Source organism: Arthrobacter sp. E1SS-5 (genome assembly GCF_057073715.1).
Genome location: NZ_CP172703.1, coordinates 2,298,492 through 2,324,595, shown reverse-complemented (window position 1 = coordinate 2,324,595; position 26,104 = coordinate 2,298,492). Strand labels below are relative to the sequence as shown.

General features: G+C 66.8%; 26 protein-coding genes. 24 read left to right on the top strand and 2 right to left on the bottom strand.

What is annotated here, in order from left to right; genetic code table 11:
• Positions 1-7: 7 nt before the first annotated feature.
• On the bottom strand, positions 8-685 hold the full coding sequence (locus ACIGJD_RS10745; RefSeq protein WP_483686193.1) for an acVLRF1 family peptidyl-tRNA hydrolase: 678 nt from the start codon (positions 683-685) through the stop codon (positions 8-10).
• A gap of 54 nt (positions 686-739) precedes the next feature.
• On the opposite strand from ACIGJD_RS10745, the gene ACIGJD_RS10740 reads away from it, so the two are divergent.
• The 14 genes from ACIGJD_RS10740 (at position 740) to nusB (ending at position 14,268) form a co-directional block, all read left to right on the top strand.
• A complete protein-coding gene (locus tag ACIGJD_RS10740) occupies positions 740-2,224 on the top strand; it encodes a replication-associated recombination protein A (RefSeq protein ID WP_483686192.1) in 1,485 nt (494 codons plus the stop codon).
• A 169-nt stretch (positions 2,225-2,393) separates the two neighbouring features.
• Positions 2,394-3,020: a 30S ribosomal protein S4 gene (gene rpsD, locus ACIGJD_RS10735; RefSeq protein ID WP_009357431.1), complete on the top strand. Its 627-nt coding sequence runs from the start codon at positions 2,394-2,396 to the stop codon at positions 3,018-3,020.
• Positions 3,021-3,165: 145 nt separating this feature from the next.
• Complete coding sequence (locus ACIGJD_RS10730) at positions 3,166-3,540, top strand: DUF948 domain-containing protein (protein WP_142133738.1); 375 nt, start codon at positions 3,166-3,168, stop codon at positions 3,538-3,540.
• A 16-nt stretch (positions 3,541-3,556) separates the two neighbouring features.
• Positions 3,557-3,787 carry a DUF6167 family protein gene (locus ACIGJD_RS10725; RefSeq protein ID WP_483686191.1) on the top strand — a complete coding sequence of 77 codons (231 nt, stop codon included), beginning with the start codon at positions 3,557-3,559 and terminating at the stop codon, positions 3,785-3,787.
• Between the two features lie 125 nt (positions 3,788-3,912).
• Positions 3,913-6,591 (top strand): alanine--tRNA ligase, encoded by a 2,679-nt coding sequence (gene alaS, locus ACIGJD_RS10720; RefSeq protein ID WP_483686190.1) that lies wholly within the window; start codon positions 3,913-3,915, stop codon positions 6,589-6,591.
• Between the two features lie 7 nt (positions 6,592-6,598).
• Positions 6,599-7,198 carry a Holliday junction resolvase RuvX gene (gene ruvX, locus ACIGJD_RS10715; RefSeq protein ID WP_483686189.1) on the top strand — a complete coding sequence of 200 codons (600 nt, stop codon included), beginning with the start codon at positions 6,599-6,601 and terminating at the stop codon, positions 7,196-7,198.
• Positions 7,195-8,868 (top strand): endolytic transglycosylase MltG, encoded by a 1,674-nt coding sequence (gene mltG / locus ACIGJD_RS10710; protein WP_483686188.1) that lies wholly within the window; start codon positions 7,195-7,197, stop codon positions 8,866-8,868. Before ruvX ends, mltG begins: the two co-directional genes overlap by 4 nt.
• On the top strand, positions 8,865-9,725 hold the full coding sequence (locus ACIGJD_RS10705; RefSeq protein WP_483689472.1) for a shikimate dehydrogenase: 861 nt from the start codon (positions 8,865-8,867) through the stop codon (positions 9,723-9,725). Before mltG ends, ACIGJD_RS10705 begins: the two co-directional genes overlap by 4 nt.
• A 23-nt stretch (positions 9,726-9,748) precedes the next feature.
• A complete protein-coding gene (gene aroC, locus ACIGJD_RS10700) occupies positions 9,749-10,948 on the top strand; it encodes a chorismate synthase (protein WP_483689471.1) in 1,200 nt (399 codons plus the stop codon).
• The gene (locus ACIGJD_RS10695) at positions 10,948-11,517 is read left to right on the top strand and encodes a shikimate kinase (RefSeq protein WP_483686187.1); all 570 of its coding nucleotides are present in this window, start codon (positions 10,948-10,950) and stop codon (positions 11,515-11,517) included. Before aroC ends, ACIGJD_RS10695 begins: the two co-directional genes overlap by 1 nt.
• On the top strand, positions 11,514-12,605 hold the full coding sequence (gene aroB, locus ACIGJD_RS10690) for a 3-dehydroquinate synthase (RefSeq protein ID WP_483686185.1): 1,092 nt from the start codon (positions 11,514-11,516) through the stop codon (positions 12,603-12,605). Before ACIGJD_RS10695 ends, aroB begins: the two co-directional genes overlap by 4 nt.
• The gene (locus ACIGJD_RS10685; RefSeq protein WP_483686184.1) at positions 12,605-13,123 is read left to right on the top strand and encodes a tetratricopeptide repeat protein; all 519 of its coding nucleotides are present in this window, start codon (positions 12,605-12,607) and stop codon (positions 13,121-13,123) included. Before aroB ends, ACIGJD_RS10685 begins: the two co-directional genes overlap by 1 nt.
• Before the next feature lie 171 nt (positions 13,124-13,294).
• Entirely contained in the window at positions 13,295-13,858 is a 564-nt protein-coding gene (gene efp, locus ACIGJD_RS10680) for an elongation factor P (protein ID WP_142133745.1), read from the top strand.
• The gene (gene nusB / locus ACIGJD_RS10675) at positions 13,858-14,268 is read left to right on the top strand and encodes a transcription antitermination factor NusB (protein ID WP_142133746.1); all 411 of its coding nucleotides are present in this window, start codon (positions 13,858-13,860) and stop codon (positions 14,266-14,268) included. Before efp ends, nusB begins: the two co-directional genes overlap by 1 nt.
• 87 nt (positions 14,269-14,355) lie before the next feature.
• Here the strand turns inward: nusB and ACIGJD_RS10670 are convergent, their stop codons facing one another.
• Positions 14,356-15,636: a PrsW family intramembrane metalloprotease gene (locus ACIGJD_RS10670; RefSeq protein WP_483686183.1), complete on the bottom strand. Its 1,281-nt coding sequence runs from the start codon at positions 15,634-15,636 to the stop codon at positions 14,356-14,358.
• Between the two features lie 189 nt (positions 15,637-15,825).
• Between ACIGJD_RS10670 and pyrR the strand changes: the two genes are divergently transcribed.
• The 10 genes from pyrR (at position 15,826) to rpoZ (ending at position 26,103) form a co-directional block, all read left to right on the top strand.
• Positions 15,826-16,413, top strand: coding sequence for a bifunctional pyr operon transcriptional regulator/uracil phosphoribosyltransferase PyrR (gene pyrR, locus ACIGJD_RS10665; RefSeq protein WP_483686182.1), 588 nt, complete (start codon positions 15,826-15,828; stop codon positions 16,411-16,413).
• Entirely contained in the window at positions 16,410-17,438 is a 1,029-nt protein-coding gene (locus tag ACIGJD_RS10660) for an aspartate carbamoyltransferase catalytic subunit (RefSeq protein ID WP_483686181.1), read from the top strand. Before pyrR ends, ACIGJD_RS10660 begins: the two co-directional genes overlap by 4 nt.
• A complete protein-coding gene (locus ACIGJD_RS10655) occupies positions 17,438-18,778 on the top strand; it encodes a dihydroorotase (RefSeq protein WP_483686180.1) in 1,341 nt (446 codons plus the stop codon). Before ACIGJD_RS10660 ends, ACIGJD_RS10655 begins: the two co-directional genes overlap by 1 nt.
• A complete protein-coding gene (locus ACIGJD_RS10650) occupies positions 18,778-19,296 on the top strand; it encodes a PH-like domain-containing protein (RefSeq protein WP_483686179.1) in 519 nt (172 codons plus the stop codon). The genes ACIGJD_RS10655 and ACIGJD_RS10650 overlap by 1 nt, the downstream gene beginning before the upstream one ends.
• A 19-nt stretch (positions 19,297-19,315) precedes the next feature.
• The gene (gene carA / locus ACIGJD_RS10645) at positions 19,316-20,578 is read left to right on the top strand and encodes a glutamine-hydrolyzing carbamoyl-phosphate synthase small subunit (protein ID WP_483686178.1); all 1,263 of its coding nucleotides are present in this window, start codon (positions 19,316-19,318) and stop codon (positions 20,576-20,578) included.
• Positions 20,578-23,892: a carbamoyl-phosphate synthase large subunit gene (gene carB / locus ACIGJD_RS10640; protein WP_483686177.1), complete on the top strand. Its 3,315-nt coding sequence runs from the start codon at positions 20,578-20,580 to the stop codon at positions 23,890-23,892. The genes carA and carB overlap by 1 nt, the downstream gene beginning before the upstream one ends.
• Positions 23,885-24,760: an orotidine-5'-phosphate decarboxylase gene (gene pyrF / locus ACIGJD_RS10635; RefSeq protein WP_483686176.1), complete on the top strand. Its 876-nt coding sequence runs from the start codon at positions 23,885-23,887 to the stop codon at positions 24,758-24,760. Before carB ends, pyrF begins: the two co-directional genes overlap by 8 nt.
• 110 nt (positions 24,761-24,870) lie before the next feature.
• Positions 24,871-25,188, top strand: coding sequence for an integration host factor, actinobacterial type (mihF, locus tag ACIGJD_RS10630; protein ID WP_200830713.1), 318 nt, complete (start codon positions 24,871-24,873; stop codon positions 25,186-25,188).
• 45 nt (positions 25,189-25,233) lie between these two features.
• On the top strand, positions 25,234-25,827 hold the full coding sequence (gene gmk, locus ACIGJD_RS10625; RefSeq protein ID WP_483686175.1) for a guanylate kinase: 594 nt from the start codon (positions 25,234-25,236) through the stop codon (positions 25,825-25,827).
• A gap of 15 nt (positions 25,828-25,842) precedes the next feature.
• The gene (rpoZ, locus tag ACIGJD_RS10620; RefSeq protein ID WP_003800778.1) at positions 25,843-26,103 is read left to right on the top strand and encodes a DNA-directed RNA polymerase subunit omega; all 261 of its coding nucleotides are present in this window, start codon (positions 25,843-25,845) and stop codon (positions 26,101-26,103) included.
• The last annotated feature ends 1 nt before the right edge of the window (position 26,104 follow it).

The window sequence follows — 26,104 nt, the reverse complement described above, 5'->3', positions numbered from 1 at the left end:
TCGTTGCCTAAGTCCGCGGCCCGGCCGGATCCGTTACGGTGATCCGCACCGAGCAGGCGTCGGCTGCCGCCTTCTTCACCACGGCCGCCCGGGGTTCCGGCACGTCGAGGTACGCCAGGCGGGGAAGCCGCGCATAGTTCCGGAGGGCCCGTTCTTCGAGCACCAAGTCAACGAGCGTTCTGTCGCCGCCCGGGACCAGGTACTCGAAGGCCTGGCCGGCGAACACCATCCCTGCCTGCTCCGCCACGGCAGCGACCAGGGCATCCGCCTGGTTGGAACGCCGGCGGGCGAAGCGCTGCTGGGACTGGCCGCCCGCGGCCGTGCGCGACTGGACGTACCGGGTACCCGCCTTGGACGCGAGCAACAGGCCCTCACGTGCCACGCCGACGCCGTAGCCGCCCCGCCGGACCAGCAACAGTCCCAGCGTGCGGGGCTGGGAGGCAAGGGAGGCCAGGCGCTCCAAGGGGCCGGCGCCGCGTCCGGGCCGTCCGTCTGCCGGCCACGGCGCCTGCAGGAGGGCTGCGGCGCCGTCGGCGGCCACAAGGCGGAGGCCGTCGTCGTCATCCTGCAAGCGGTACCCGCCGTGCGAGGCCCCGAACCGTTCAACCCAGCCCGCCAGCCGGGCGCCTGACACGAAGGCGGTCCGGACGGAAGGTGGTCCGCCGGCAGAAACAGGGGCAGGCATGGGGGAATCCTTGGGGCGGAGAAAGCAGCGGTTGACTCGAAGTAGCCTATCTATGTGGATGATCTCTTCGGCAACGGGCCCGATAATGACGACGACGACGGTCCCGTCGCCGGGGCAGGCACCGGTTCCCGGGGCAACAGCGCACGGGGCCAGGTTTCGCCCCGGAGCCCCCTTGCCGTACGCATGCGGCCGCGCACCCTTGACGAGGTGGTAGGCCAGCAGCACCTGCTTGGCCAGGGCTCCCCGCTGCGCCAGCTGGCGGCCGGGGCAGGCGCTGACGCAGCCGGTCCGGCCGGCCCCAGCTCGCTGATCTTGTGGGGTCCGCCCGGCACCGGCAAGACCACGCTGGCGCACGTCATCGCCCGCGGCCCCGGCCGGAAGTTCGTTGAATTGTCCGCCATCACCGCAGGCGTCAAGGATGTCCGCAGGGTGATGGACGACGCCCTGACCGCCCGGGACCTGTACAAGACCACTACGGTGCTGTTCCTGGACGAGATCCACCGCTTCAACAAAGCCCAGCAGGACGCCCTGCTGCCCGGGGTCGAAAACCGCTGGGTGGTCCTGGTGGCCGCCACCACGGAAAACCCCTCCTTCTCCGTAGTTTCGCCGCTGCTCTCCCGCTCGTTGCTCCTGACGCTCAAACCCCTGACCGACGCGGACATCGAGGGCCTGCTGGTGCGGGCCGTGGAGGATCCGCGGGGGCTGGGCGGCAAGGTCCGGCTCAGCGACGAAGCGCTGGAGCACCTGGTTCGGCTTTCGGGCGGGGATGCCCGCAGGGCCCTTACGGCTTTGGAAGCCGCGGCGGGCGTCGCTTTCGGTGACGCGGACGACGTCGGGCGTTCCGTGGGGGAGGAAGGCACACCGGATGAGCCGGTTACCGAAGCCCCGGTCACCGGGGAACCGGTCGTTGTGGAGTTGCGGCACACCGAGCGCGCCCTGGACGCAGCTGCCGTCCGTTACGACCGCGCCGGCGACCAGCACTACGACGTGGCCAGCGCCTTCATCAAGTCCATCAGGGGCTCGGACGTGGATGCTGCCCTGCACTACCTGGCCCGGATGCTTGAGGCGGGGGAGGACCCGCGGTTTGTAGCGCGCCGGATTGTCATCTCGGCGGCGGAGGACGTGGGCATGGCAGACCCCACGGCCCTGCAGACGGCCGTCGCCGCGGCGCAGGCGGTGCAGCTTATCGGCATGCCCGAGGGCCGGATCGTCCTGGCCGAGGCGGTGGTCCACCTGGCCACCGCACCAAAGTCGAACGCCGCCTACATGGGTATCAACAAAGCGATCGCGGACGTGCGGGCCGGCCTCGGCGTCGGCATACCCGCCCACCTGCGCGACGCGCACTACCCGGGCTCCAAGCAGCTGGGCCATGGCGTGGGCTATAAGTACGCCCACGACGCGCCGCACGCCGTGGCAACCCAGCAGTACCCGCCGGACGACCTGGTGGGCCGCGACTACTACCAGCCCACGGGCAACGGTGCTGAACGGGACATCGCCCAACGGCTGGAGCGCCTGCGGAAGATTGTCCGGGGCAAGTAATGGCATGGTAAGCTGAATCTTTGTCTGGCAAGGCGCGGACGCACAATCTCCCCAATTTACGTTGGACAGGTTATGCCCTGCGCCCAGTAGCAAAAGGCAGCGGTTGGCCGATGCTCTCCATCGTGGAGGCCAGTAACACTGACACACCGCAGATATTGGAAGGACACAAGTGGCTAACAACACTCGTGCTCGCCGTCAGGCCCGCCTCTCGCGGTCCCTCGGCATTGCTCTGACCCCCAAGGCCGCCAAGTACATGGAGCGCCGCCCGTACGGCCCCGGTGAGCATGGCCGTGCCCGCAAGAAGCAGGACTCCGACTACGCCGTACGTCTGCGCGAAAAGCAGCGCCTGCGCGCCCAGTACGGCATCCGCGAAGCACAGATGACCCGTGCCTTCGAAGAAGCCCGCCGCACCAAGGGCCTCACCGGTGAGAACCTCATCGAACTGCTCGAAATGCGTCTCGACGCCCTGGTCCTGCGTGCCGGCTTCGCCCGCACCATCGCCCAGGCCCGCCAGCTGGTTGTGCACCGCCACATCATGGTTGACGGCGTCCGCGTTGACCGTCCGTCGTTCCGCGTCGGCGAGGGCCAGCTGGTCCACGTTCACAGCCGCAGCGAAACCATGGTTCCGCTCCAGGTTGCCGCAGCCGGCGCCCACCGCGACGTCCTGCCTGCCGTTCCGGCCTACCTGGATGTCAAGCTGGAGGCCCTGCAGGCACGCCTGGTCCGCCGCCCCAAGCGCTCCGAGATTCCGGTGACCTGCGAAGAGCAGCTCGTCGTCGAATTCTACGCACGCTAAATCCCAGCAGCGTATCCAAAGAAGCCCGTGGCAAGCGCCGCGGGCTTCTTTGTATGTAAGGTACTTGGGGGACATCTGCGAAACGGGCCTTCCGTGCATGCCGCGGATGGAGCCCCATCACGGAATTTCGAGGAGATGAACGTCTATGTCTGGTGGCGATATTGCCGGCCTGATCGCTGCCGGGGTGTTCGCGCTCCTGGTCCTGTTGCTTGCGGTCCCCATCCTGAAGCTGGGGAAGGTCTTTGACGAGATGCGGACCACTATCCGGTCCCTCAGCGACGGCGCCACGCCCCTGATGGATGAGGTCACCGCCACCGTGTCCACCACCAACCAGCAGTTGAAGAAGGTGGACGGCATCTCGTCCAACGTCTCGGACGCGTCCGCCAACATCTCCGCCCTGTCCTCGCTGGTTGCCGCCACCGTGGGTTCCCCGTTGATCAAGGTTGCCGCCTTCAGCTACGGCGTGCGCAGTGCCTTCGCCAACCGCCGGAAGCCCGCTGCAGGCCGCCGCAGCCGCTAGATTCGAAAAGAAGACCATGAAAAGAATTGTGTGGATGGGAATCGGCGTGGCCATCGGTGTCATCGCTTTCCGCAAAGTCAGCCAGGCGCAGTCCAGCCTCGGGCCGGAAGGCATGAACCGTGCAGTGGGCCGGCTGGCCGACGGCGTCTATGACTTCGCCGACGCCGTGCGCGCAGGGATGCGCGAACGTGAAACCGACCTGAGGACCGCCCTGGGCATCGAGTCCGCCGAAGTGGTTCGCCGCTAGCCCGGAAGGGCATTGCTCCGGCAGCCAGCCAACAACCGGCAGGAACCCGATCCGGGAACCGGCCACTTGAACGAAATATCCGCGCCGCCCGCCGGCGCGGACCAAGAAGGGTAAGAAAACAGCTCATGAAGTCGCAGGAGATCACAAAGCGCTGGGTGGACTTTTTTGTCAGCAAGGGCCACACCGCGGTTCCCTCCGCATCGCTGGTCTCCAGCGACCCCTCGCTGCTGTTCACGGTGGCCGGCATGGTCCCGTTCATTCCCTACCTCACCGCCCGTGAGGAGCCGCCCTACTCCCGCGCCACCAGCGTGCAAAAGTGCATCCGTACCGGCGACATCGAGGAAGTGGGCAAGACCGCCCGCCATGGCACTTTTTTCCAGATGTGCGGCAACTTCTCCTTCGGCGACTACTTCAAGGAAGACGCCATTAAGTTCGCCTGGGAACTGCTCACGAAGAGCGTTGACGACGGCGGCTACGGCCTTGCCCCCGAGCGGCTCTGGGTCACGGTCTACGAAGAGGACGACGAAGCCGAAGAGCTGTGGCTGAAAAACACCGGCGTCCCCGCGGAGCGCATCCAGCGGATGGGCAAGTCTGACAACTACTGGTCCACCGGACAGCCCGGCCCCGCAGGTCCCTGCTCGGAGATCTACTACGACCGCGGACCCGCCTACGGCGTGGAGGGCGGTCCCATCGCGAACGAGACCCGCTACATCGAGATCTGGAACCTGGTGTTCATGCAGTACCAGATCGAGAACGTCCGGTCGAAGGTCGACTTCGACATCGTGGGCGAACTGCCCAAAAAGAACATCGACACCGGACTGGGCATGGAACGCCTTGCCATGATCCTGCAGGGCGTCGAGAACATGTACGAGACCGACCAGGTCCGGCCGGTCATCGACAAGGCCGCGGAATTGTCCGGCAAGGAATACACCTCGGCCGAAACCCCGGACGACCCCCACCACACCGACGACGTCCGCATGCGCGTGGTGGCCGACCACATCCGTTCGGCACTGATGCTGATCTCCGACGGCGTCACCCCGTCCAACGAAGGCCGTGGCTATGTCCTGCGCCGCCTCATCCGCCGCGCAGTCCGTTCCATGCGCCTGCTCGGCGTTGAGGAGGCCTGCCTGCCCCAGCTGCTGCCGGCTTCCCGCGACGCGATGAAGGGCGTGTACCCCATCGTGGAGACCGACTTCGACCGGATCAGCCGCATCGCGTACGCCGAAGAGAAGGCATTCCTGCGCACCATCGCCTCCGGCACGGCCCGGCTTGAAGACGCGGTCAAGGAATCCAAGGCCGCCAACCAGCCGCTGTCCGGTGCCGACGCCTTCACCCTGCACGACACCTACGGTTTCCCCATCGACCTCACGCTCGAAATGGCCGAAGAGGCCGGACTCAAGGTGGACGAGGCCGCTTTCCGCAGCCTGATGCAGGAACAGCGCCAGCGCGCCCAGGCCGATGCCAAGGGCAAGAAGGGCGGACACGCGGACGTCAGCGTCTTCCAGGACCTCCTGGCCCAGGGCGAGACGGTCTTCACGGGCTACACCGAGCTGGAAGGCGAGTCGCGGGTCCGCGGCCTGCTCAGCGCCGGCCGCCAGGTCCAGCAGGCCCTCACCGGGGACGAGATCGAACTCGTGCTGGCCGAAACGCCGTTCTATGCCGAAGCCGGCGGCCAGGCTGCCGACACCGGCCTGATCACCGGCGACGGCTTCGTCGTCGAGGTCCTGGACGTCCAGCGCCCGGTGAAGGGCCTGAGCGTGCACAAGGCGATTGTCCGGGAAGGCGAGATCGGCGCTGATTCGCTGGTGCGCGCCGCCGTCGACCGTGAACGCCGCCATGCCGCCGAGCAGGCGCACACGGGCACGCACATCGTCCATGCCGCCCTGCACCAGATCCTTGGTCCTGAGGCGACGCAGCGCGGATCCTTCAACAAGGCCGGCTACCTGCGCTTCGACTTCGCCTGGGGCGAAGGGTTGAGCACCGCAACCCGGTCGGAGATCGAAGAGGTCTCCAACCTGGCCATCCGCAACAACTATGCGGTGGAAACGAAGATCATGGGACTGGCCGAAGCCAAGGCCATGGGCGCCATGGCGCTTTTCGGCGAGAACTACGGCAGCGAAGTCCGGGTAGTGGAGATCGACGGCGCGTGGTCGCGCGAGCTGTGTGGCGGCACGCATGTGGCCAACACCTCGCTGATCGGCAGCCTGTCCCTCCTGGGTGAGCAGTCCGTGGGTTCAGGTAACCGCCGCGTGGAGGCTTTCGTGGGCATGGAGGCCTTCCGCCACCTGGCCGCCGAACGGGCCCTGGTCACCGAACTGACCGACCTGCTGAAGGTTCCGTCCGGCCAGCTCGCCGACCGGATTTCCAGCACCCTGGCCAAGCTGAAGGCCACGGAGAAGGAGTTGGACCGCCTCCGCAAGGAACAGTTGGCAGCAGCCGCCGCAAACCTGGTCAACACCGCGCAGGATGCCGCCGGCGTCCGGGTGGTGGCCCACGACGCGGGCACCGTCAGCGGCGCGGATGACCTCCGCGGCCTGGCCCTGGACCTGCGCAACCGCCTCGGTTCCGAAGCTGCTGCCGTAGCCGTAGCCGGCGTTGCCAACGGCCGTCCGCTGATCCTGGTGGCCACCAACGAGGCAGCCAGGGAAGCCGGCGTCAAGGCCGGCGCTCTGGTCCGGGTCGCTGCCGGTGTGCTGGGCGGCGGCGGTGGCGGCAAGGATGACGTTGCCCAGGGCGGCGGCACGGACGCCGGCAAGGTCGGCGCCGCCCTGGCCGCCGTCGTCGACGCCATCTCAAGGCGCTAACTCCACGATGACCAATCCTGTTGCTGCCGGCGGCTACCCCCAGGGCGTCAAACTGGGGGTGGACGTCGGCACAGTCCGGGTAGGGGTCGCCATCTGCGACCGTGATTCGATCCTTGCCACGCCCTACAAGACCTTCGACCGGAACGCGAAGAAGAACTCGGACGTCCGCGTCATCGCGAAACTGGCAGAGGAACTGGGAGCTGTGCAGGTTATCGTTGGCCTGCCCAGGACCATGAAGGGCGAGGAACATGCCTCGGCCAGGATGGCCACGGACTATGCGTTGCTGCTGGCTGCCGAGTTTTCCAGCCGCGGCCTGGCGGTCCCGGTCAACCTGGTTGACGAGCGCTTCAGCAGTGTCACGGCCCACCGGAACCTGCACGAAGCTGGCATGAGCAGCAGGGACCACCGTAAAGTAGTTGATCAGGTCGCTGCGGCGGGTATTCTTCAGCACGCCATCGACATGCAGAAAGCCAGGGGAGCGGATGTCGGCTCACGCGTGACAGCGCCATCCCCGTCCGTGGACCTGGGGGCCGGTGGGGTGGACGAACCAGTCCGCGCCGCCCCCACAGACACGGCCCGATTTTCAGATAATGGAAGGCAACAGTGAGCCCTGCCAACATTGATGACACCTCCGGTCCGCTGGGCACCGGGGCCCAGCGGCCGCTGACCCGCAAGGAACTGCGTGCCCGGGAAAAGACCCTCAATACAGGGGGCCAGAACGCCGTGCCCGAACAGGCCTACGAAACCGGTGACGTTCCGCCGCCACCGGCCGCACCACCGGCCGCAGCTTCTCCGGAAGCCGAATCCACCTTTGCTCCGCTTCCCGGCGCCGGTGACGTTCCGGCGGCACCGCACATGCCCCCGTCCATCCAGGACGAACAAACCGCGCACGCTTCCCACAGCGAAGTCCATTACGAATCGCCGGCCCAGCAGCACGACGGCGGCGGGCACCACGACACCGCAGCGCACCAGCACACGGATGATTATCAGGACGCCCACCCCGAGGACGTCCCGCAACATTCGGACGACGTCCACTATGAGCACCAAGAGGCCCACATCCACGATGAAACGGACGTCCACGACTACCAGGAGGCCGTTCACGGCCACGCTGCGTATGAGGCAGGCGACTACGACCATGAGCCCCATCCCGAACCAGGGCATCCTGACCCGGTCGCAGGGATCCTTCCCGCCGCGTCCACTGAGGTAGTGAAACGTCCCTCAAAGAAGGTCCGCCGCCGCCGGAGGCTGCTGGCCTTGCTCCTGACGCTTGTTGTCTTCGTGGCGGCGGTGGCCGTAGGCGCCCAGTTCCTCAAGCCCCTCCTGGGCAGCGGCAAGCCCGCCGACTTCCCCGGCCCCGGTACGGGTGAGGTCCGCGTGACCGTCGCCAGCGGCGAGGGCACCAGGTCCGTTGCATCGGAGCTGGAGAACCAGCGCGTCGTGGCCAACGCGGATACCTTCATGCAGGCGTTCCACGCTTCGGGCGCAACTCTTTCCCCGGGCGACTACGTCTTCAAGACCGAGATGAAGAACGCGGATGCCGTCAACGTCCTTGCCGGCAAAGACAAGTCCAAGGTTATTTACTTCGCCCTGAGCGCCGGCCTTCGCATCAATGAATCCCTCCAGGCGATCTCGGAGGGGTCCGGCGTCTCCATTCAGCAGCTGCAGGCGCTCAGCAACCAGCCCGCCCAGTTTGGCCTGCCCGCCAACGCGAAGAACCTGGAAGGCTACCTGCAGCCGGGCGAGTACCGCTTCCCGCTGGGTACTCCGGCCAAGGACATCCTGCAGGCGCTGGTGAAGGCCACCACCGACGAGCTCGTCTCGCAGGGCATTACGGACCCCGCCAAGCAGTACCAGGCCGTCATTGTGGCGAGCATTGTCCAGGCCGAGGGCGGCCAGGCCGATTACGGCGACGTTGCCGGCGCAATCTACAACCGGCTGAAGCCAAACGACCAGACCGGCGGCTTCCTGCAGGTTGACTCCGCGGTCACGTACGGACTGGGCACCCGCAGCTTCAACTTCACAGACGAGCAGCGCAAGGACAAGTCCAACCCGTACAACACCTACGCGAACCCCGGGCTGCCCCCGGGCCCCATCGGTTCTCCCGGGAAGACCGCCATCGACGCGGCAGCCAAGCCAAAGACCAACGATTACCTCTACTGGGTGACCGTGAACCTGGACACCAAGGAAACCAAGTTCGCCAAGACCCTTGCTGAGCACAACGCCTACGTGGAGCAGTACAACGCATGGTGCCAGGCAAACGCGGGCCGCTGCACATGAGCCTGCGGGCTGCCGTCCTGGGCCACCCAATCAGCCACTCAAAATCCCCGGCACTCCACCTGGCGGCCTACGGGCAGTTGGGTGCCGGCATCAGTTACACGGCCATCGACGTCACCGAGGAGCTGCTGCCGTCGTTCATGCGCCAGATCAGGCACCAGCCGGGCTGGCGCGGACTGTCCGTGACCATGCCGCTTAAGACGGCGATGCTGGACGAGGTGGACGAGGTGCGGGGAGTGGCGCGGACCCTGGGCGTCGTGAATACCGTAACGTTCGAGGACGCTGTCGATGGCGTTAAAACCGTGGGCTCCAACACGGACGTGACCGGCATCGTCAACGCCCTGTGCCATGCCGGCTCTGCGGCTGCACCCTCAGCCGTCATCCTGGGTGGCGGCGGGACGGCGGCCTCGGCCGTCGCTGCGCTGAAGGAACTGGGCACCGATACGGTCCAGGTCTTCGTCCGGGATGCGTCCCGCACCGCAGACGTCCGCGCGGCTGCTGAAAGCCTGGGGATGGCCCTGGAGGTCCGCTCCCTTGCCGCGGCCGCCCGCCCAACGGCGGAAGCCGACGTCGTAATCTCCACCCTGCCGCCCCGCGCGGCAGACGGACTCGCTGCGGAAATCGCCGCGCTTAAGACCGCGACACCGGGTGTGCTGCTGGACGTGGCCTACGACCCCTGGCCCAGCCTCATTGCCTCGGTATGGCAAGCCGGCGGGGGCCGCGTGGTGCCTGGGCTGGAGATGCTGCTGTACCAGGCCGTGGAGCAGGTGCGGCTTTTCACCCGCCGCGGTGAAGACGTTAATGCAGCTGTCATAGATGTGATGTGTGACGCAGTCGGCCTTGCCCGGCGGGCGTTCTGACCGCCCTACGTGGCAGGATGGAAATTATGCGTTGGTTGACTGCCGGTGAATCCCATGGTCCGGCTCTGATGGGAATTATTGAGGGCGTCCCCGCCGGTGTGGAAATCACCAGCGGCAACATCGCAGACTCCCTGGCCCGCCGCCGCCTCGGCTACGGACGCGGCGCGCGGATGAAGTTCGAGCAGGACGTCGTGACCATTCTTGGCGGCGTCCGCCACGGCCGCACCCAGGGAGGTCCGGTCGCCATCGAGGTGGGAAACACCGAATGGCCCAAATGGGAGCAGATCATGTCCGCCGATCCCGTGGACCCGGAACTGCTCGCCGACCAGGCCCGCAACGCGCCCCTGACCCGCCCGCGCCCGGGGCACGCAGACTTCACCGGCATGCAGAAATACGGCTTCGACGAGGCCCGCCCGGTGCTGGAACGCGCCAGCGCCCGCGAAACCGCCACACGCGTGGCCCTGGGGACCGTGGCCGCGCAGTTCCTCAAGCACCTCGGCATTGAGCTGGTCAGCCACACGGTGTCCATCGCCAGCGTGACTGTGCCTGAGGGCCGTCCGCTGCCCGTGCCCAGCGACGTCATCGCCCTGGACACCGATCCCCTGCGCTGCTTCGACCGTGAAACCTCCGACGCGATGGTGGCCGAGGTGGACGCCGCGCACAAGGAAGGCGAAACCCTGGGCGGGGTGGTGGAAGTCCTGGCCTACGGACTCCCGCCGGGACTGGGCAGCTATGTCCACTGGGACCGACGCTTGGACGCCAGGCTGGCCGCTGCCCTCATGGGGATCCAGGCCATCAAGGGTGTGGAGGTTGGCGATGGTTTCCTGACGGCAGCACGCCGCGGCTCCGCTGCCCATGACGAAATCCTCCGCGACGGCGAAGGCCGGATTGTCCGCGCCAGCAACCGTGCCGGCGGCATCGAAGGCGGCATGAGCATTGGCGACGTCCTCCGCGTCCGGGCAGCCATGAAGCCCATCGCCACTGTACCCCGCGCCCTGCGGACCATCGACGTCAGCACCGGCGAGCCGGCCAAGGCACACCACCAGCGCTCGGATGTGTGCGCAGTCCCGGCCGCCGGAGTGGTGGCCGAGGCCATGGTGGCACTGGTCCTCGCCGAAGCGGTCATCGAGAAGTTCGGCGGTGACTCGGTGGCAGAGACCGCACGCAACATCAAGGGCTACCTGGACAGCATCCCGGCATCCCTGGACTCGATCGGCCAGTAGTGCTCCACCGCAGCAGTTCCGGAGCGGTTGGCAGCCGGCCGATTGTGCTCATCGGCCCCATGGCCGTGGGCAAATCGGCCATCGGCCAGCAGCTCGCCCAGCAGCTGGGTGTCCCTTTCATTGACACCGACGCCGTGATCGTCGCCGGCCACGGCTCCATAGCCGGGATCTTCGCAGGGCGCGGCGAGCACGCCTTCCGGGAAATTGAGGCCCGGACCGTGGCCGAGGCCGTGGAGGAAGCCGATGGAACCTCCACGGTGATCTCGCTCGGCGGGGGAGCCGTGCTCGACTCAGGCACGCAGCAGCTGATCAGCCGCTGTACCGTCGTGTACCTGGAGTGCGACGCCGAAACGGTCGCGGACAGGATCGCCCGCAACTCCGGACGGCCGCTCCTCGCCGGGGACGCGATGGGCCGCTGGACGGCCATGTTCGCCACCCGCAGGCCGGTCTACGAAAGGCTGGCTGACATCACCCTGGACGTCCGCCACGGCTCGATATCCGAGCTGGGCGGCCGGCTGGAAGCAGCACTGCGCAACCATGCAGCTGCCAAACAGGAAGTTGAAAAGTGAACACGCAATCAACAGTCATCAACGTCACCGGCGAAGGCGCCGGCAACAACTACGGCGTCGTGGTCGGCCGCGGCCTCCTTGGTGACCTTCCCGCACTGCTCGGAGAACGCGTCCGCCGGGTCCTGGTAATCCACCCCCGCGCGCTCCGCCTCACGGGTGACACCGTCCGGGACGAACTTGCAGAAGCGGGTTTCACGTCCCTTACCGCGGAGATCCCTGATGCTGAGGAAGGCAAGCACATCCAGGTGGCTGCCTTCTGCTGGCAGGTCCTGGGCCAGAACGACTTCACCCGCTCCGACGCCATTGTGGCCGTGGGCGGGGGCGCGGTTACCGACCTCGCCGGATTCGTTGCCGCCACCTGGCTGCGCGGGGTCAAGGTCATCCATATGCCAACCAGCCTGCTGGGCATGGTGGACGCGTCCGTAGGCGGCAAGACCGGTATCAACACCGCCGAGGGAAAGAACCTCGTGGGCTCCTTCCACCCGCCGGCCGCCGTCCTGGCCGACCTGGACACCCTGGACACACTCCCGAAGAACGAGATCATTTCCGGGCTGGCCGAAGTCATCAAGTGCGGCTTCATCGCCGATCCCGCCATCCTGGACCTGGTGGAGAAGGATCCGGCCGCTGTGGTGGACCCCCGCTCCGATGCCCTCCGTGAGCTGATCGAGCGGGCCATCGCAGTGAAGGCAAAAGTGGTCTCCGAGGACCTCAAGGAGTCCGGGCTGCGTGAAATCCTGAACTACGGACACACCCTGGGCCACGCCATCGAGCTCGTGGAACGGTACTCCTGGCGGCACGGCGCCGCGGTATCGGTGGGCATGATGTTCGCCGCCGAACTCGCCCGCAGCGTGGGGCGGCTCAGCGACGCCGACGCCGACCGGCACCGGAGCATCCTCGACGGCCTTGGGCTTCCGGTCACCTACCGGCGGGACCGGTGGCAGGGCCTGCTGGACGGGATGCGCCGCGACAAGAAATCCCGCGGCGACCTGCTGCGGTTCGTGGTGCTGGACGGCATCGCCAAACCCGGAATCCTCGACGTCCCGGATACCTCGCTGCTGTTCGCGGCCTACCAGGAGATTGCGTCCTGATGCAGGGCGACATGAGCGGCACCGCTGACTGGCCCGAAGCCGGCTTCCCTGGAATCCGCATCAACCCCGACACGCTGCAGCCGCAGATCGTCAATGAGGACGTGGTCCGGGAAACCCTGGCCGCCTCCACGGATCCGGCTGACCAGATCTTCGTGCTGCTGGTGGAAGGCCATGCGTCCGAGGCTGCCGAGCTGCTCGCCGAAGCCCGGTTCAAGGACCCGGAATCGTTCCTCCTGCGCATCTTCGAAGCTGAAGTGCTGAGCGTCAGCCACCGGATGGACCGCGCTGTCGGCCTGTTCCGTCAGCTCCTTGCCGAGGCGCACGGCACACCGGGGGAGGCCCTGGCCCTCCAGTACCTGGGCAGGGCACAGTATGCAGCCGGACAAACCTCCGCTGCGGTTGAATCCTTCTCCAAGGCATTGGATCTGCGGGTGGCGGAGTCGGCTGACGCCGCCCAGATCTACTCGTCCACCGTGGCGCTCCAGCGGGCCAGGGACGTCCTGGACCTCGCCTGCTGAGGCTGCAGCCAGGGCTGCGGACAGGCTGCCCGGTATTTACCGGTAGAATGGTTGTGGAATTTTTGCATCCACGCGATTTTTGACAAACACGTGCAGGTGGGCCGTTGCGGCGTGCCCGCGCGGCATACAGCATCTGACCACGCGGCCAGACAAAGAAACCAGAGGAAACCAGTGGCAACCACTAACGACATTAAGAACGGAACGGTCCTGAAGCTTGAGGGCCAGCTCTGGAACGTCATCGAATTCCAGCACGTCAAGCCCGGCAAGGGCGGCGCCTTTGTGCGGACCAAGATGCGCAACGTGATGTCCGGCAAGGTTGTTGACAAGACGTTCAACGCCGGGCTCAAGATCGAGACCGCCACCGTTGACCGCCGCGACTACCAGTACCTGTACCAGGATGGCGCGGACTTCGTCTTCATGGACACCTCGGACTACGACCAGATCACCGTCTCAGGTGCCACGGTGGGCGACGCCACCAACTTCATGCTTGAGAACCAGATGGTCAACATCGCCATCCACGACGGCACCCCCCTCTACATCGAGCTGCCGCCGAGCGTTGTCCTCGAAATCACCTACACCGAGCCGGGCCTGCAGGGTGACCGCTCCTCCGCAGGCACCAAGCCCGCCACCCTGGAAACCGGCTACGAGATCCAGGTCCCGCTGTTCATCGAAAACAACACCCGGGTCAAGGTGGACACCCGCGACGGCAGCTACCTGGGCCGGGTCACCGACTAGTGAGCGCCCGCGGTAAAGCCCGCAGCAGGGCACTGGATGTTCTTTTCGAAGCAGAGCAGCGCTCTGTTTCGGCGTTCGACGTGCTCCGCGCACGCCGGGAAAAGACCGACCAGGTGGTCAACCCCTACACCCTGGAAATCGTCGAAGGAGTGCTGTCGCAGCAGGCAGCCATCGATGAGTTCCTGGAGACTTACTCGCAGGGCTGGAGCCTGGAGCGCATGCCGTCCGTGGACCGCATCATCCTGCGAATCGGCACCTGGGAGCTCCTTTACAACGACGACGTCCCTGACGGCGTGGCGGTCAGCGAGGCAGTTGCGCTGGCCAAGACTTTGTCCACGGATGAGTCCCCGCAGTTCATCAACGGCCTCCTGGGCCGGCTGCAGCAGCTGAAGCCTTCACTGCTGGCCTAGGACGCTCCGCAGGACAAGCAACCTGCAGGACCAACAAAAGAACCCCGCCACTGGCGGGGTTCTTTTGCGTTGGAGGCAAAAGACGGGTCACCCGGCCACGGACGCCCGCAGCGCCAGGATCCGCTGGAGCTGCAGCCTTTCCTCGGCCTGGTGGAGGGGTACATCGCGTCCGCTCAGGATCCGCTGGCGGGTGTTGGCCAGCTGGGTGGCCGCCTTCAGGAACTGCTTCATCTGCTGCTTCCTGCCCGCACTGGCCGCCCACGCCAGGGCTGTCCGCCGGCCGCCGGGGGTGGCCAGCAGCTGCACCTCAGCCGGCGTGAACCAGCCCGCAGCGGAATACTCCAGCAGGCGCTGGCGGGTGAGGCGTTTCTCGGCTACCCGCAGGAAGATGATGCCGGCCACTGCCAACACGAAAATCGGCACCTGGACCACGATGTAGTCAAGCAGGAATCCCTGGCCCATGCTGTTCCACCTGTTGTGCAGGAACATGGCTGGCAGCAGGCCCACGAAGAACGCGCCGATCGACGCGCCAGTATGCCAGCGCCTGGCGGCGAAGCCCATGATCAGGCCGGTGGTGCCGGTGAAAATCGCATGGGCGAATGGGGACATGATGCCGCGCAGGAAGAAGATCTGGGCGAAGTCGCTGGCCGGCGACGCCGATTCAGCGATGGCCCTGCCGAAATAGAGGATGTTTTCGGTAAAGGCGAACCCGCCGGCAATGGTGAAGGCGAACACCACGCCGTCCACCGGCCCGTCGAACTGCCGCCGGGCCGCCAGCAGGAGGATGAGCAGGCCCAGCGACTTGGCGAACTCCTCGACAATGGGTGCCTGCACGGTGGCCATATACGTCTGCAGGTCAGGCTGGTCCGTGAACTGGAAGGCGATCACGAAGAACGGCTGGATCAGCAGCGTCACGGCAACCGATACTGCCGCGCCCCACGTGAAGGCGAAAAACAGGAGCCGCTTGGGTTCCGGCTCCCACCTGTCAATGATGTGCACCGCCGTCAGCACCACAGCAAGCGGGACCAGGGACGCCAGGAAACCAATCAGGAACCCCGCGGCCCCGGTGTTGGACAGAAGGAACGGCACCACCAGGAACAGGCTCAGGAAAGCCAGCACCCCGCCGGCAACGCTCAAACCAACAAGCCCGCTGCGGGCCCGCGATGCCTGCAGCACTGTTCCCTGCGCCTGCGGCGGAACCATGCCCGCCAGCGGCCGGCCCTGGTGCCCCGGCGCCGCCCGGTAGTGTTCCGGCTGCACCTGCCCCATCCAGCTTGGGTTCGCCTCCTGCGGCAGGGGCGGCCCACCCGCGCCGCGGTAGGGGTCGTTGGGAAGTCCGGATGAGGGGTGCTGCGAATACATCGGCATACCCGAAAGCCTAAGCGGGGGCTCCCGCGCCACAAAGGAAGCGGCCTTGGTTTCCGTCCGGCGGTCCGGGGGATGTGACCAGCAACGCGTTGGTCCGGGGCGGGCGCGGCAGGCCCGTGTGGTAATTTTGAACAGCAATCATTCCTTTTTTAATTCCGTCCTGTGAGGCGGGGAAAGGGGAGACGAGCGTTGACATCTGTCACCAGCGCACCGGTTCCAGCCAGGGTTGTCCTCAACCAGGCGGACATTGACCGGGCCCTCACTCGTATCGCCCACGAGATCCTCGAAGCCAACAAGGGTTCCCAGGACCTGGTCCTGCTGGGCATTCCCCGCCGCGGCTACCCGCTGGCCGTTCGGCTTGCGGAAAAAATCGCCGCCGCGGACAACACCGTTGATGCCGCGGCCATCACAGGGCAGCTCGACGTCACCATGTTTCGCGACGACCTTTCCCATCAGGGGACCCGCCCTCCGTACCCCACCAGGCTGCCGCGGACCGGCATCGACAACAAAGTGGTTGTGCTCATCGACGACGTCCTGTACTCCGGCCGCACCATCCGTGCCGCCCTGGACGCACTCGTGGACCTCGGGCGGCCGCGCATCGTCAGGCTTGCCGTCCTGATCGACCGGGGCCACCGCGAACTTCCCATCCGCGCGGACCACGTGGGCAAGAACCTGCCCACGTCCTCCGTTGAAAAGGTCCGGGTCCGGCTGGAAGAGACGGACTCCACCGACGGCGGAAGCATCGTCAACGAAGTCGTGATCGAGGGGGGCGCATGAAACACCTCCTGTCCACCGAGGACCTTAGCCTTTCGAACGCCATCCGCATCCTGGACACCGCCGAGGAGATGTCGGCCGTAGGGGAGCGGGAAGTCAAGAAGCTGCCTGCACTGCGTGGCCGCACCGTGGTCAACCTCTTCTTCGAAGACTCCACCCGAACCCGGATCTCCTTTGAAGCGGCGGCCAAGCGGTTGTCGGCCGATGTCATCAACTTCGCCGCCAAGGGGTCCTCAGTTTCGAAGGGCGAATCCCTCAAGGACACAGCCCAGACGCTGTCCGCCATGGGTGCGGACGCCGTCGTCATCCGCCACTGGGCGTCCGGGGCGCCCCACCGCCTGGCCGCCACTGACTGGATCGACGCTGCGGTCATCAACGCCGGCGACGGCACCCACGAACACCCCACCCAGGCCCTGCTCGACGCCTTCACCATGCGCCGCCACTGGGCCCGCCTCGCCGGGACCGCCTCTGAAGGGACCGACCTCAAGGGCATGCGGGTGGCCATCGCAGGCGACGTGCTGCACTCCCGCGTGGCGCGCTCCAACGTCTGGCTGCTCCGTACCCTTGGTGCTGAAGTTACCCTGGTGGCCCCGCCCACGCTGCTGCCGGTCGGGGTCGAAAAATGGCCCTGCAGCGTCAGCTATGACCTCGACCAGACCCTGGCCAACGGCGTCGATGCCATGATGATGCTCCGGGTCCAGGGCGAACGCATGAACGCGTCGTTCTTCCCCAGCACCCGCGAATACTCGCGCCGCTGGGGTTTCGACGACAACCGGCTTCGGGCACTCGATGACCTCGGCATGACGGACACCATCATCATGCATCCGGGCCCCATGAACCGGGGCCTGGAGATCAGCGCAGCCGCCGCGGACTCACCCCGCTCCACCGTCCTGGCCCAGGTCCGCAACGGCGTCTCCGTGCGGATGGCCGCACTGTACCTGCTGCTCTCCGGGGACACCCGGGAACCAGCCGCAACCCGGGCGCCGGCCTACGCTGCCGCCGCCCCGTCCTCCAAGGAGAGCAACTGATGGCCGCCAAGACCGGAACGTATCTCATCCAGGGCGCCGCCATCCTGGGCGGCGACCCCACTGACCTGCTGGTGCGGGACGGCATCATCGCCGAGATCGGCCACGGGCTCTCCGCTGACGGTGCCACCGTCATCGACGCCGCCGGCCTGGTGGCGCTGCCCGGCATGGTTGACGTCCACACGCACCTGCGTGAACCTGGCCGCGAAGACGCCGAAACCGTGGAAACCGGCACCCGGGCCGCGGCCCTGGGCGGCTACACCGCCGTGCACGCCATGGCCAACAGCACCCCCGTCGCCGACACCGCCGGTGTGGTGGAACAGGTCTACACGTTGGGCCTTGCCGCCGGCTGGGTGGACGTCCGGCCGGTAGGTGCCGTCACCGTCGGCCTGGCAGGGGAGCAGCTGGCTGAACTGGGCGCCATGGCAGATTCACGCGCCAGGGTCCGGATGTTCTCCGACGATGGCATTTGCGTCCATGACCCCGTGCTCATGCGCCGCGCCCTTGAGTACGTCAAGGCGTTCGACGGCGTGGTGGCCCAGCACGCGCAGGAACCCCGCCTTACCGCCGGTGCACAGATGAATGAGGGGGACGTTTCGGCGGTCCTGGGCCTCACCGGCTGGCCCGCCGTGGCTGAGGAAAGCATCATCGCCCGGGACGTCCTCCTGGCCCAGCACGTGGGCTCCCGCCTGCACGTGTGCCACGTGTCCACGGCCGGCTCGGTGGAAATCATCCGCTGGGCCAAGGAGCGCGGCATCGACGTCACGGCGGAGGTCACCCCGCACCACCTGCTGCTGACCGACGACCTGGTGCGCAGCTACGACCCCGTGTTCAAGGTCAACCCGCCGCTGCGCACCGACGCCGACGTCCAGGCATTGCGTGCGGGCCTGGCGGACGGCACGATCGACGTTGTGGGTACCGACCACGCACCGCACCCCAGCGAACACAAGGAATGCGAGTGGGCGCAGGCTGCCATGGGCATGACCGGGCTGGAAACCGCCCTGTCCGTGGTCCAGCACGCCATGATCGAAACCGGCCTGATGACCTGGGCGGACTTCGCCAGGGTCACCTCCACCGCGGCCGCGAAGATTGGCCGGCTGGCTGACCAGGGCCGTCCCATCGAGGCCGGGGAACCGGCAAACCTCATCCTGGTTGACCCCGCGGCCCGCTGGACGGTGGACCCCTTCCAGATGGCCACTATGGGACGCAACTCCCCGTTCAAGGGCAGGGAGCTGCCGGGCAAGGTGGTGGCCACCTTCTTCAAGGGCCACCCCACCGTCCTGGGCGGCGCCCTCAACACTCCGCACCCGGAAGCCGCCGCAACCCCGGCGGGCGCTGCCTGATGGACAAGATCCTTCCCGGACTTGCCATGCTGGCGGTTGTCGCCGTCGTCTTTGTCCTCCTCGCCGTTGGCTGGCGCAACCGCCTGAAGCGCCAGTCCGACGTCGAACAACTGCCCCAGGTGCCCGCCGCACCCGGCGAGCCAACCGCCGCTGCCGATGGGCAGTACGTGGCCACCACCACCGCAGGTGACTGGCTTGACCGGATCGCGGTGCACGGGCTGGGCATCCGCACCAACTCCACCCTCGAGGTGTACCCGCACGGGGTCCTCTACGGGCGGTCCGGGGCACCTGCGCTCTACATCCCCGCAGCCTCCCTCACCGGTGTCCGGCAGGACAGGGGCATGGCAGGGAAGTTTGTGGAAAAGGACGGCCTGCTGGTGCTCGCGTGGATGCATGGCGCCCATGAACTGGACACCGGCTTCCGGACCCGCCGCGCGGCGGACAAGGACGTGCTGTACCAGGCCCTTCAGGATTTGATTTCGTCAGCCCCAGCGGCTGGTGCCAACAGTGGAAAGTAAGACAGTGAAAGCGAATACATTGACAGCAACCACCTCCGCTCCTGTATCGGCCCCGGCTGCGCTGGTCCTCGAAGACGGGCGCATTTTCCGCGGCACCAGCTACGGCGCCACGGGCACCGCCCTGGGCGAGGCCGTGTTCGCCACCGGCATGACCGGCTACCAGGAAACCATCACCGATCCGTCCTACGCCCGCCAGCTGGTGGTGCAGACGGCGCCGCACATCGGCAACACCGGTGTCAATAATGACGACGCCGAGTCCCGGCGCATTTGGGTGGCCGGCTACATCGTCCGCGACCCCGCACGCCGCCCCTCGAACTGGCGCTCCGAGCGCTCCCTGGACGAGGAGCTGGTGGCCCAGGGCATCGTTGGCATCCAGGGCGTGGACACGCGTGCCATCACCCGGCACCTCCGCGAGCACAAGACCATGCGCGCCGGCATCTTCTCGGGTGAGGCCGCCCAGGTTACGGACAAGGAACTGGTCGCCGCCGTCCTGGCCAGCGCCCCCATGGAGGGTTCGCGCCTGGCCGAGGAGGTCAGCGTTGATGAAGCCTACGTGGTTGAACCGAAGGACCACGGCTGGGACGGCGAGCCCCGCTTCACCATCGCGGCCATCGACCTCGGCATCAAGGCCATGACCCCGGTCCGGTTCGCCGAGCGCGGCGTCCGCGTCCACGTGCTCCCCGCCACCGCCACCCTGGAAGACGTCAAGGCGGTCAACCCGGACGGGTTCTTCATGTCCAACGGCCCCGGCGACCCCGCCACTGCCGATGCGCAGGTCAAGCTCCTGCGCTCGGTCCTGGACGAGAAGCTCCCGTACTTTGGCATCTGCTTCGGCAACCAGATCCTGGGCCGCGCACTGGGCTTTGGCACCTACAAGCTCCGCTACGGCCACCGCGGCATCAACCAGCCGGTCATGGACCGCCGCACCGGCAAGGTGGAAATCACCTCCCAGAACCACGGCTTTGCCGTGGACGCCCCGCTCGACGGCGCCACCCAGGCTCCGGAGGAACGCTACGGGCGGGTGGAAGTAAGCCACACCAGCCTGAACGACGACGTCGTGGAAGGCCTCGCCTGCCTGGATATCCCGGCGTTCTCCGTGCAGTACCACCCGGAAGCTGCAGCCGGCCCGCACGACGCTGCCTACCTGTTCGACCGGTTCATCGAACTCATGGAGGGCACCCGGGACGGCCGGACGGCCAACCTGTCCAAGGAGCCGGTGGACGCCGCCCACCCGGCCGGCGCTGAACACAAAAACGACAACAAGACTGAGGACAAGAAGTAATGCCGAAACGTACAGATCTCAAGAGCGTCCTCGTCATTGGTTCCGGCCCGATCGTCATCGGCCAGGCCGCCGAGTTCGACTACTCCGGCACCCAGGCACTGCGTGTCCTCAAGGAGGAAGGCCTGCGGGTCATCCTGGTGAACTCCAACCCGGCCACCATCATGACCGACCCCGAGTTCGCCGACGCCACCTACGTCGAGCCCATCACTGCCGAGGTGGTGGAGAAAATCATCGCCAAGGAGCGCCCGGATGCCGTGCTGCCCACCCTGGGCGGCCAGACCGCGCTGAACACCGCCATCGCCCTGGACAAGAACGGCGTGCTGGAGAAGTACAACGTGGAGCTGATCGGCGCGAACATCGCCGCCATCGAGCTCGGCGAGGACCGCGAGAAGTTCAAGGGCGTCGTGGAGCGCTGCGGCGCCGAGTCCGCCCGCAGCCACATCATCCACACCATGGAGGAGGCCTTGACGGCCGCCGTCGACCTCGGTTACCCCATGGTGGTCCGTCCGTCCTTCACCATGGGCGGCCTGGGCTCCGGACTTGCCTACAACGAGGAAGACCTGCGCCGCATCGTCGGCCAGGGCCTGCAGTACAGCCCCACCAGCGAGGTCCTGCTCGAAGAGAGCATCCTGGGCTGGAAGGAATACGAGCTCGAGATGATGCGGGACAAGAACGACAACGTGGTTGTCGTCTGCTCCATCGAAAATTTCGATCCCGTAGGCGTGCACACCGGTGACTCCATCACCGTAGCCCCGGCGCTGACCCTCACGGACCGCGAGTACCAGAAGCTGCGCGACGTCGCCATCGCCGTCATCCGCGAAGTGGGCGTGGACACCGGCGGCTGCAACATCCAGTTCGCCATCGACCCCAAGACCGGCCGCGTGGTGGTCATCGAGATGAACCCGCGCGTCTCCCGCTCCTCGGCGCTGGCGTCCAAGGCCACCGGCTTCGCCATCGCCAAGATCGCCACCAAGCTCTCCCTGGGATACACCCTCGACGAGATCCCCAACGACATCACGCAGAAGACCCCCGCGTCCTTCGAGCCGACCCTCGACTACGTGGTGGTCAAGGTCCCGCGGTTCGCCTTCGAGAAGTTCCCGGCGGCGGACAACACCCTCACCACCACCATGAAGTCCGTGGGCGAGGCCATGGCCATGGGCCGCAACTTCACCGAGGCCCTCCAGAAGGCCCTGCGCTCCCTGGAACAGAAGGGCTCGCAGCTGGACTTCAGCTCCGTCCCCGAATACGAAGTCGCAGAGCTGATCGAAAAGGCCAAGCGCCCCACCACCGAGCGGCTGCACCAGGTCCAGCGCGCCCTCCTGGGCGGTGCCACCGTGGAACAGCTCTTCGAGGCCACCAAGATCGATCCCTGGTTCCTGGACCAGCTCGAACTCCTCAACGAGGTCTCCCGCGAGATCCGCCAGGCCGGCGCCCTCACGAAGGAGATGCTGCAGCGCGCCAAGCGCCACGGCTTCTCCGATGAACAGATCGGCGCCCTGACGCACAACTCCGAGGCAGTGGTCCGCGGGGTGCGCCAGGCCCTGGGCATCCGCCCGGTCTACAAGACCGTGGACACCTGCGCCGCCGAGTTCGCCGCGTACACCCCGTACCACTACTCGGCCTACGACGAGGAGGACGAGGTTGCGCTGCACTCCAAGCCTTCCATCCTCATCCTCGGCTCGGGCCCCAACCGCATCGGCCAAGGCATCGAGTTCGACTACTCCTGCGTCCACGCCTCCATGGCGCTGCGCAAGGCCGGCTACGAGACCGTCATGGTCAACTGCAACCCGGAAACCGTCTCCACCGACTACGACGTCTCCACCCGCCTGTACTTCGAGCCGCTCACGCTAGAGGACGTCCTGGAAGTCATCGCAGCCGAGGAACGCACCGGCGGCGTCATGGGCGTCTTCGTCCAGCTCGGCGGCCAGACCCCGCTGAAGCTGGCCCAGCAGCTGGCCGACGCCGGCGTGCCCATCCTGGGCACTTCCCCGGAAGCCATCGACCTCGCCGAGCACCGCGGCGCCTTTTCCCGCGTCCTGGACAAGGCCGGGCTCGTGTCGCCCAAGAACGGCACGGCGGTTTCCTTCGAGGACGCCAAGACCATCGCCGACGAGATCGGCTACCCCGTCCTGGTCCGCCCGTCCTACGTGCTGGGCGGCCGCGGCATGGAGATTGTCTACGACGAGCCCAACCTCTCCCGCTACATCGCCAACGCCACCGAGATCACCCCGGACCACCCGGTCCTGATCGATCGGTTCCTGGAGGACGCCGTCGAAATTGACGTCGACGCCCTCTTCGACGGCACCGACATGTACCTGGGCGGCATCATGGAGCACATCGAGGAAGCCGGTATCCACTCCGGCGACTCCGCCTGCGTCCTGCCGCCGATCACCCTGGGGAGCAACGTCGTCGAACGCGTCCGCACCGCAACCCGCGCCATCGCTGAAGGCGTGGGCGTGCGCGGCCTGATCAACATCCAGTTCGCGCTGGCGTCCGACGTCCTGTACGTCCTGGAAGCCAACCCCCGTGCGTCCCGGACCGTGCCGTTCGTGTCCAAGGCCACCGGCGTCCAGATGGCCAAGGCTGCTGCCCTCATCGGCGCCGGCGTGACCATCAACCAGCTGCGCGGCGCTTACAAGATCCTGCCGGAGGCCGGCGATGGCTCTACCCTGCCGCTGGACGCCCCGGTGGCGGTCAAGGAAGCAGTGCTGCCGTTCAGCCGGTTCCGCACGGTCGAGGGCAAGGTGGTGGACTCGCTGCTCGGACCCGAGATGCGCTCCACCGGCGAGGTCATGGGCATCGACAAGCACTTCGACACCGCCTTCGCTAAGAGCCAGGCCGGTGCCAACAACGCCCTGCCCACCGAGGGCAAGGTGTTCGTCTCCGTGGCCAACCGGGACAAGCGCGCCGTCATCATGGCGGTCAAGCGCCTCTCGGACCTCGGCTTCGAGATCGTCTCCACCGGCGGTACCGCCGATGTCCTGCGCCGCAACGGCCTGCAGGCCACCCCGGTCCGCAAGGTGGCCGAGGGCAGCAGCGCCGAGGGCGAAGGGACCATCGCGGACCTGATCGTCGCCGGCGAGATCGACATGGTCTTCAACACGCCCTCGGGCGGCGAGGCCCGCAGCGACGGCTACGAAATCCGCGCCGCGGCCACGTCCATCGGCATTCCGTGCATCACCACGGTGGCCGAGTTCAACGCCGCCGTCCAGGCCATCGAAGCCATGCGCACCTACGAATGGTCCGTCACCAGCCTGCAGGAGCACGCGGCAGCGCTTGCGGAATCGCAGAAGGCGGCCCTGCAGCATGCCTGAGCAGGTTCCCGGCACGCCTGCCCCCGGCGCCGGCCGGGAGTCCTTCGGCTCCCGGCTCGGCGCGGCCATGGCCGCCCGCGGCCCGCTGTGCGTGGGTATCGACCCGCACCCGGCGCTGCTGAAGGGCTGGGGGCTGGACGACGACGCCGAGGGGCTTCGGCGGTTTTCCCTCACCGTCCTGGAGGCGGTGGCTTCGCTCGCTGCCGCGGTCAAGCCGCAGGTGGCGCTGTACGAGCGCCATGGATCTGCGGGCATGGCGGTGCTGGAGGAGGTCCTGGCCACCGCACGGGACGAATCGGTTCTGACCATCGCCGATGCCAAGCGCGGAGACATTGGGTCCACCATGGCTGCCTACGCCGACGCCTGGCTGCGGGATGAGTCCCCGCTGGCGGCCGACTCCGTCACGCTCAGCCCCTACCTCGGGTTTGAATCCCTGCGTCCTGCGCTCGACTTGGCGGCAGAGACCGGGCGCGGCGTCTTCGTGCTGGCCCTGACCTCAAACCCTGAGGGCGCCTCCGTCCAGCACGTGGGCGGAAAGGATTCCGTGGCCCGCAGGATCACTGCAGCCGCGGCCGCCGAGAACTCGCGGTATGCAGGGAGCCTGGGCTCCGTAGGCCTGGTAGTGGGTGCCACCGTTGGCAGCGCGCTGGCGGATCTGGACCTGGATCTTGCGGCCGTCCGCGGTCCCATCCTGGCGCCCGGTCTTGGGGCGCAGGGGGCTACGCCGGCGGATCTTCGGGCCACCTTTGGTGCTGCCTACCCGCTGGTCCTGGGAACGTCCAGCCGCGACATCCTTTCGGCGGGGCCGCAGGTCCGCGGCCTGCGCGACGCTGCCCTGCGGACCCTGGAGGGGCTGCGGGGACAATAGCCTGCAATTGCCCTGATGCATTGATTCACGCTGCACCAGAGGGTAGTTTCAGGACAGGTCCAAGGGCGGCCGCCCTTGGATGAAATCCGCCGACTCCGGGGGTGTCCGTGATGGTCCTGCGACCTTTATCTGCGTCTGAACGGGCCGATGCCCTGGGCAAGGCGGCAGCAGCCAGGGCCACCCGGGCCGCCGCCAAGGAAAGCCTTCGGAACGGCGACAGGTCCGCGGCGGACATCATCAGCTCGGCCCTGGAGGACGACGCGCTGGCCCGCATGAAAGTCTCCGAGCTGCTCGAAGCCCTTCCCGGCATCGGGAAGGTTCGGGCCGCCGCGATCATGCAGCAGCTGGGCATCGCAACGTCCCGCAGGGTCAGGGGCCTGGGCGTCCACCAGCGCCGGGCGCTGGTAGATTTTATAGACGAGCATTGAGGCAGGCACCGCCTGTCTTTCCCCCAACTGCGGCAAAAGGAATACGTGAGCAAGAAACCTGGACTGACAGTCCTCGCAGGTCCGACGGCTGTTGGCAAAGGCACCGTGTCCACCTACATCCGTGACAACTACCCCGAGGTGTGGCTGTCCGTCTCCGCCACCACCCGCGCGCCCCGGCCCGGGGAAGTGGACGGCGTTCACTACTTCTTCAAGTCCAGGGAGGAGTTCGAGCAGCTCATTGCGGACGGTGAACTCCTGGAATGGGCGGTGGTCCACGGCCAGAACACCTACGGCACCCTGAAGAGCACCGTCAACCGGGCCATCGCTGAAGGCCGGTCCGTGCTTCTGGAGATCGACCTGCAGGGCGCCCGGCAGGTCAAGGCAGCCGTGCCGGACGCCCAGTTCGTCTTCCTCGCACCGCCCACCTGGGACGAAATGGTCCGGCGGCTGGTGGGCCGGGGCACCGAAACGCCGGAAGAACAGCAGCGGCGCCTGGAAACCGCTAAACTGGAACTTGCTGCTGAACCGGAGTTCGACCACACCGTCATCAATGACGACGTCCGCCGGGCAGCGGACGAGCTTGTTTCACTCATGGGGCTGACACCGCATCCACACCTGCCGGAACCGTCAGCCCGCTAGGAATTTGGAGAATCCGTGTCCACGAACCTTGAAGGCATCATCAACCCGCCGATCGACTCGCTGCTCGAAGCAGCCGACTCCAAGTACGGCCTGGTGATCTTCGGTGCCAAGCGCGCTCGTCAGATCAACGCCTACTACGCCCAGCTGCACGAGGGCCTGTTCGAATACGTCGGACCCCTGGTTGACACCAAGCTGAACGAAAAGTCGCTCTCGATCGCACTGCGCGAGATCAACGAAGGCAAGCTGGTTTCCACGCCGATCGAAGCCGCAGAGTAAA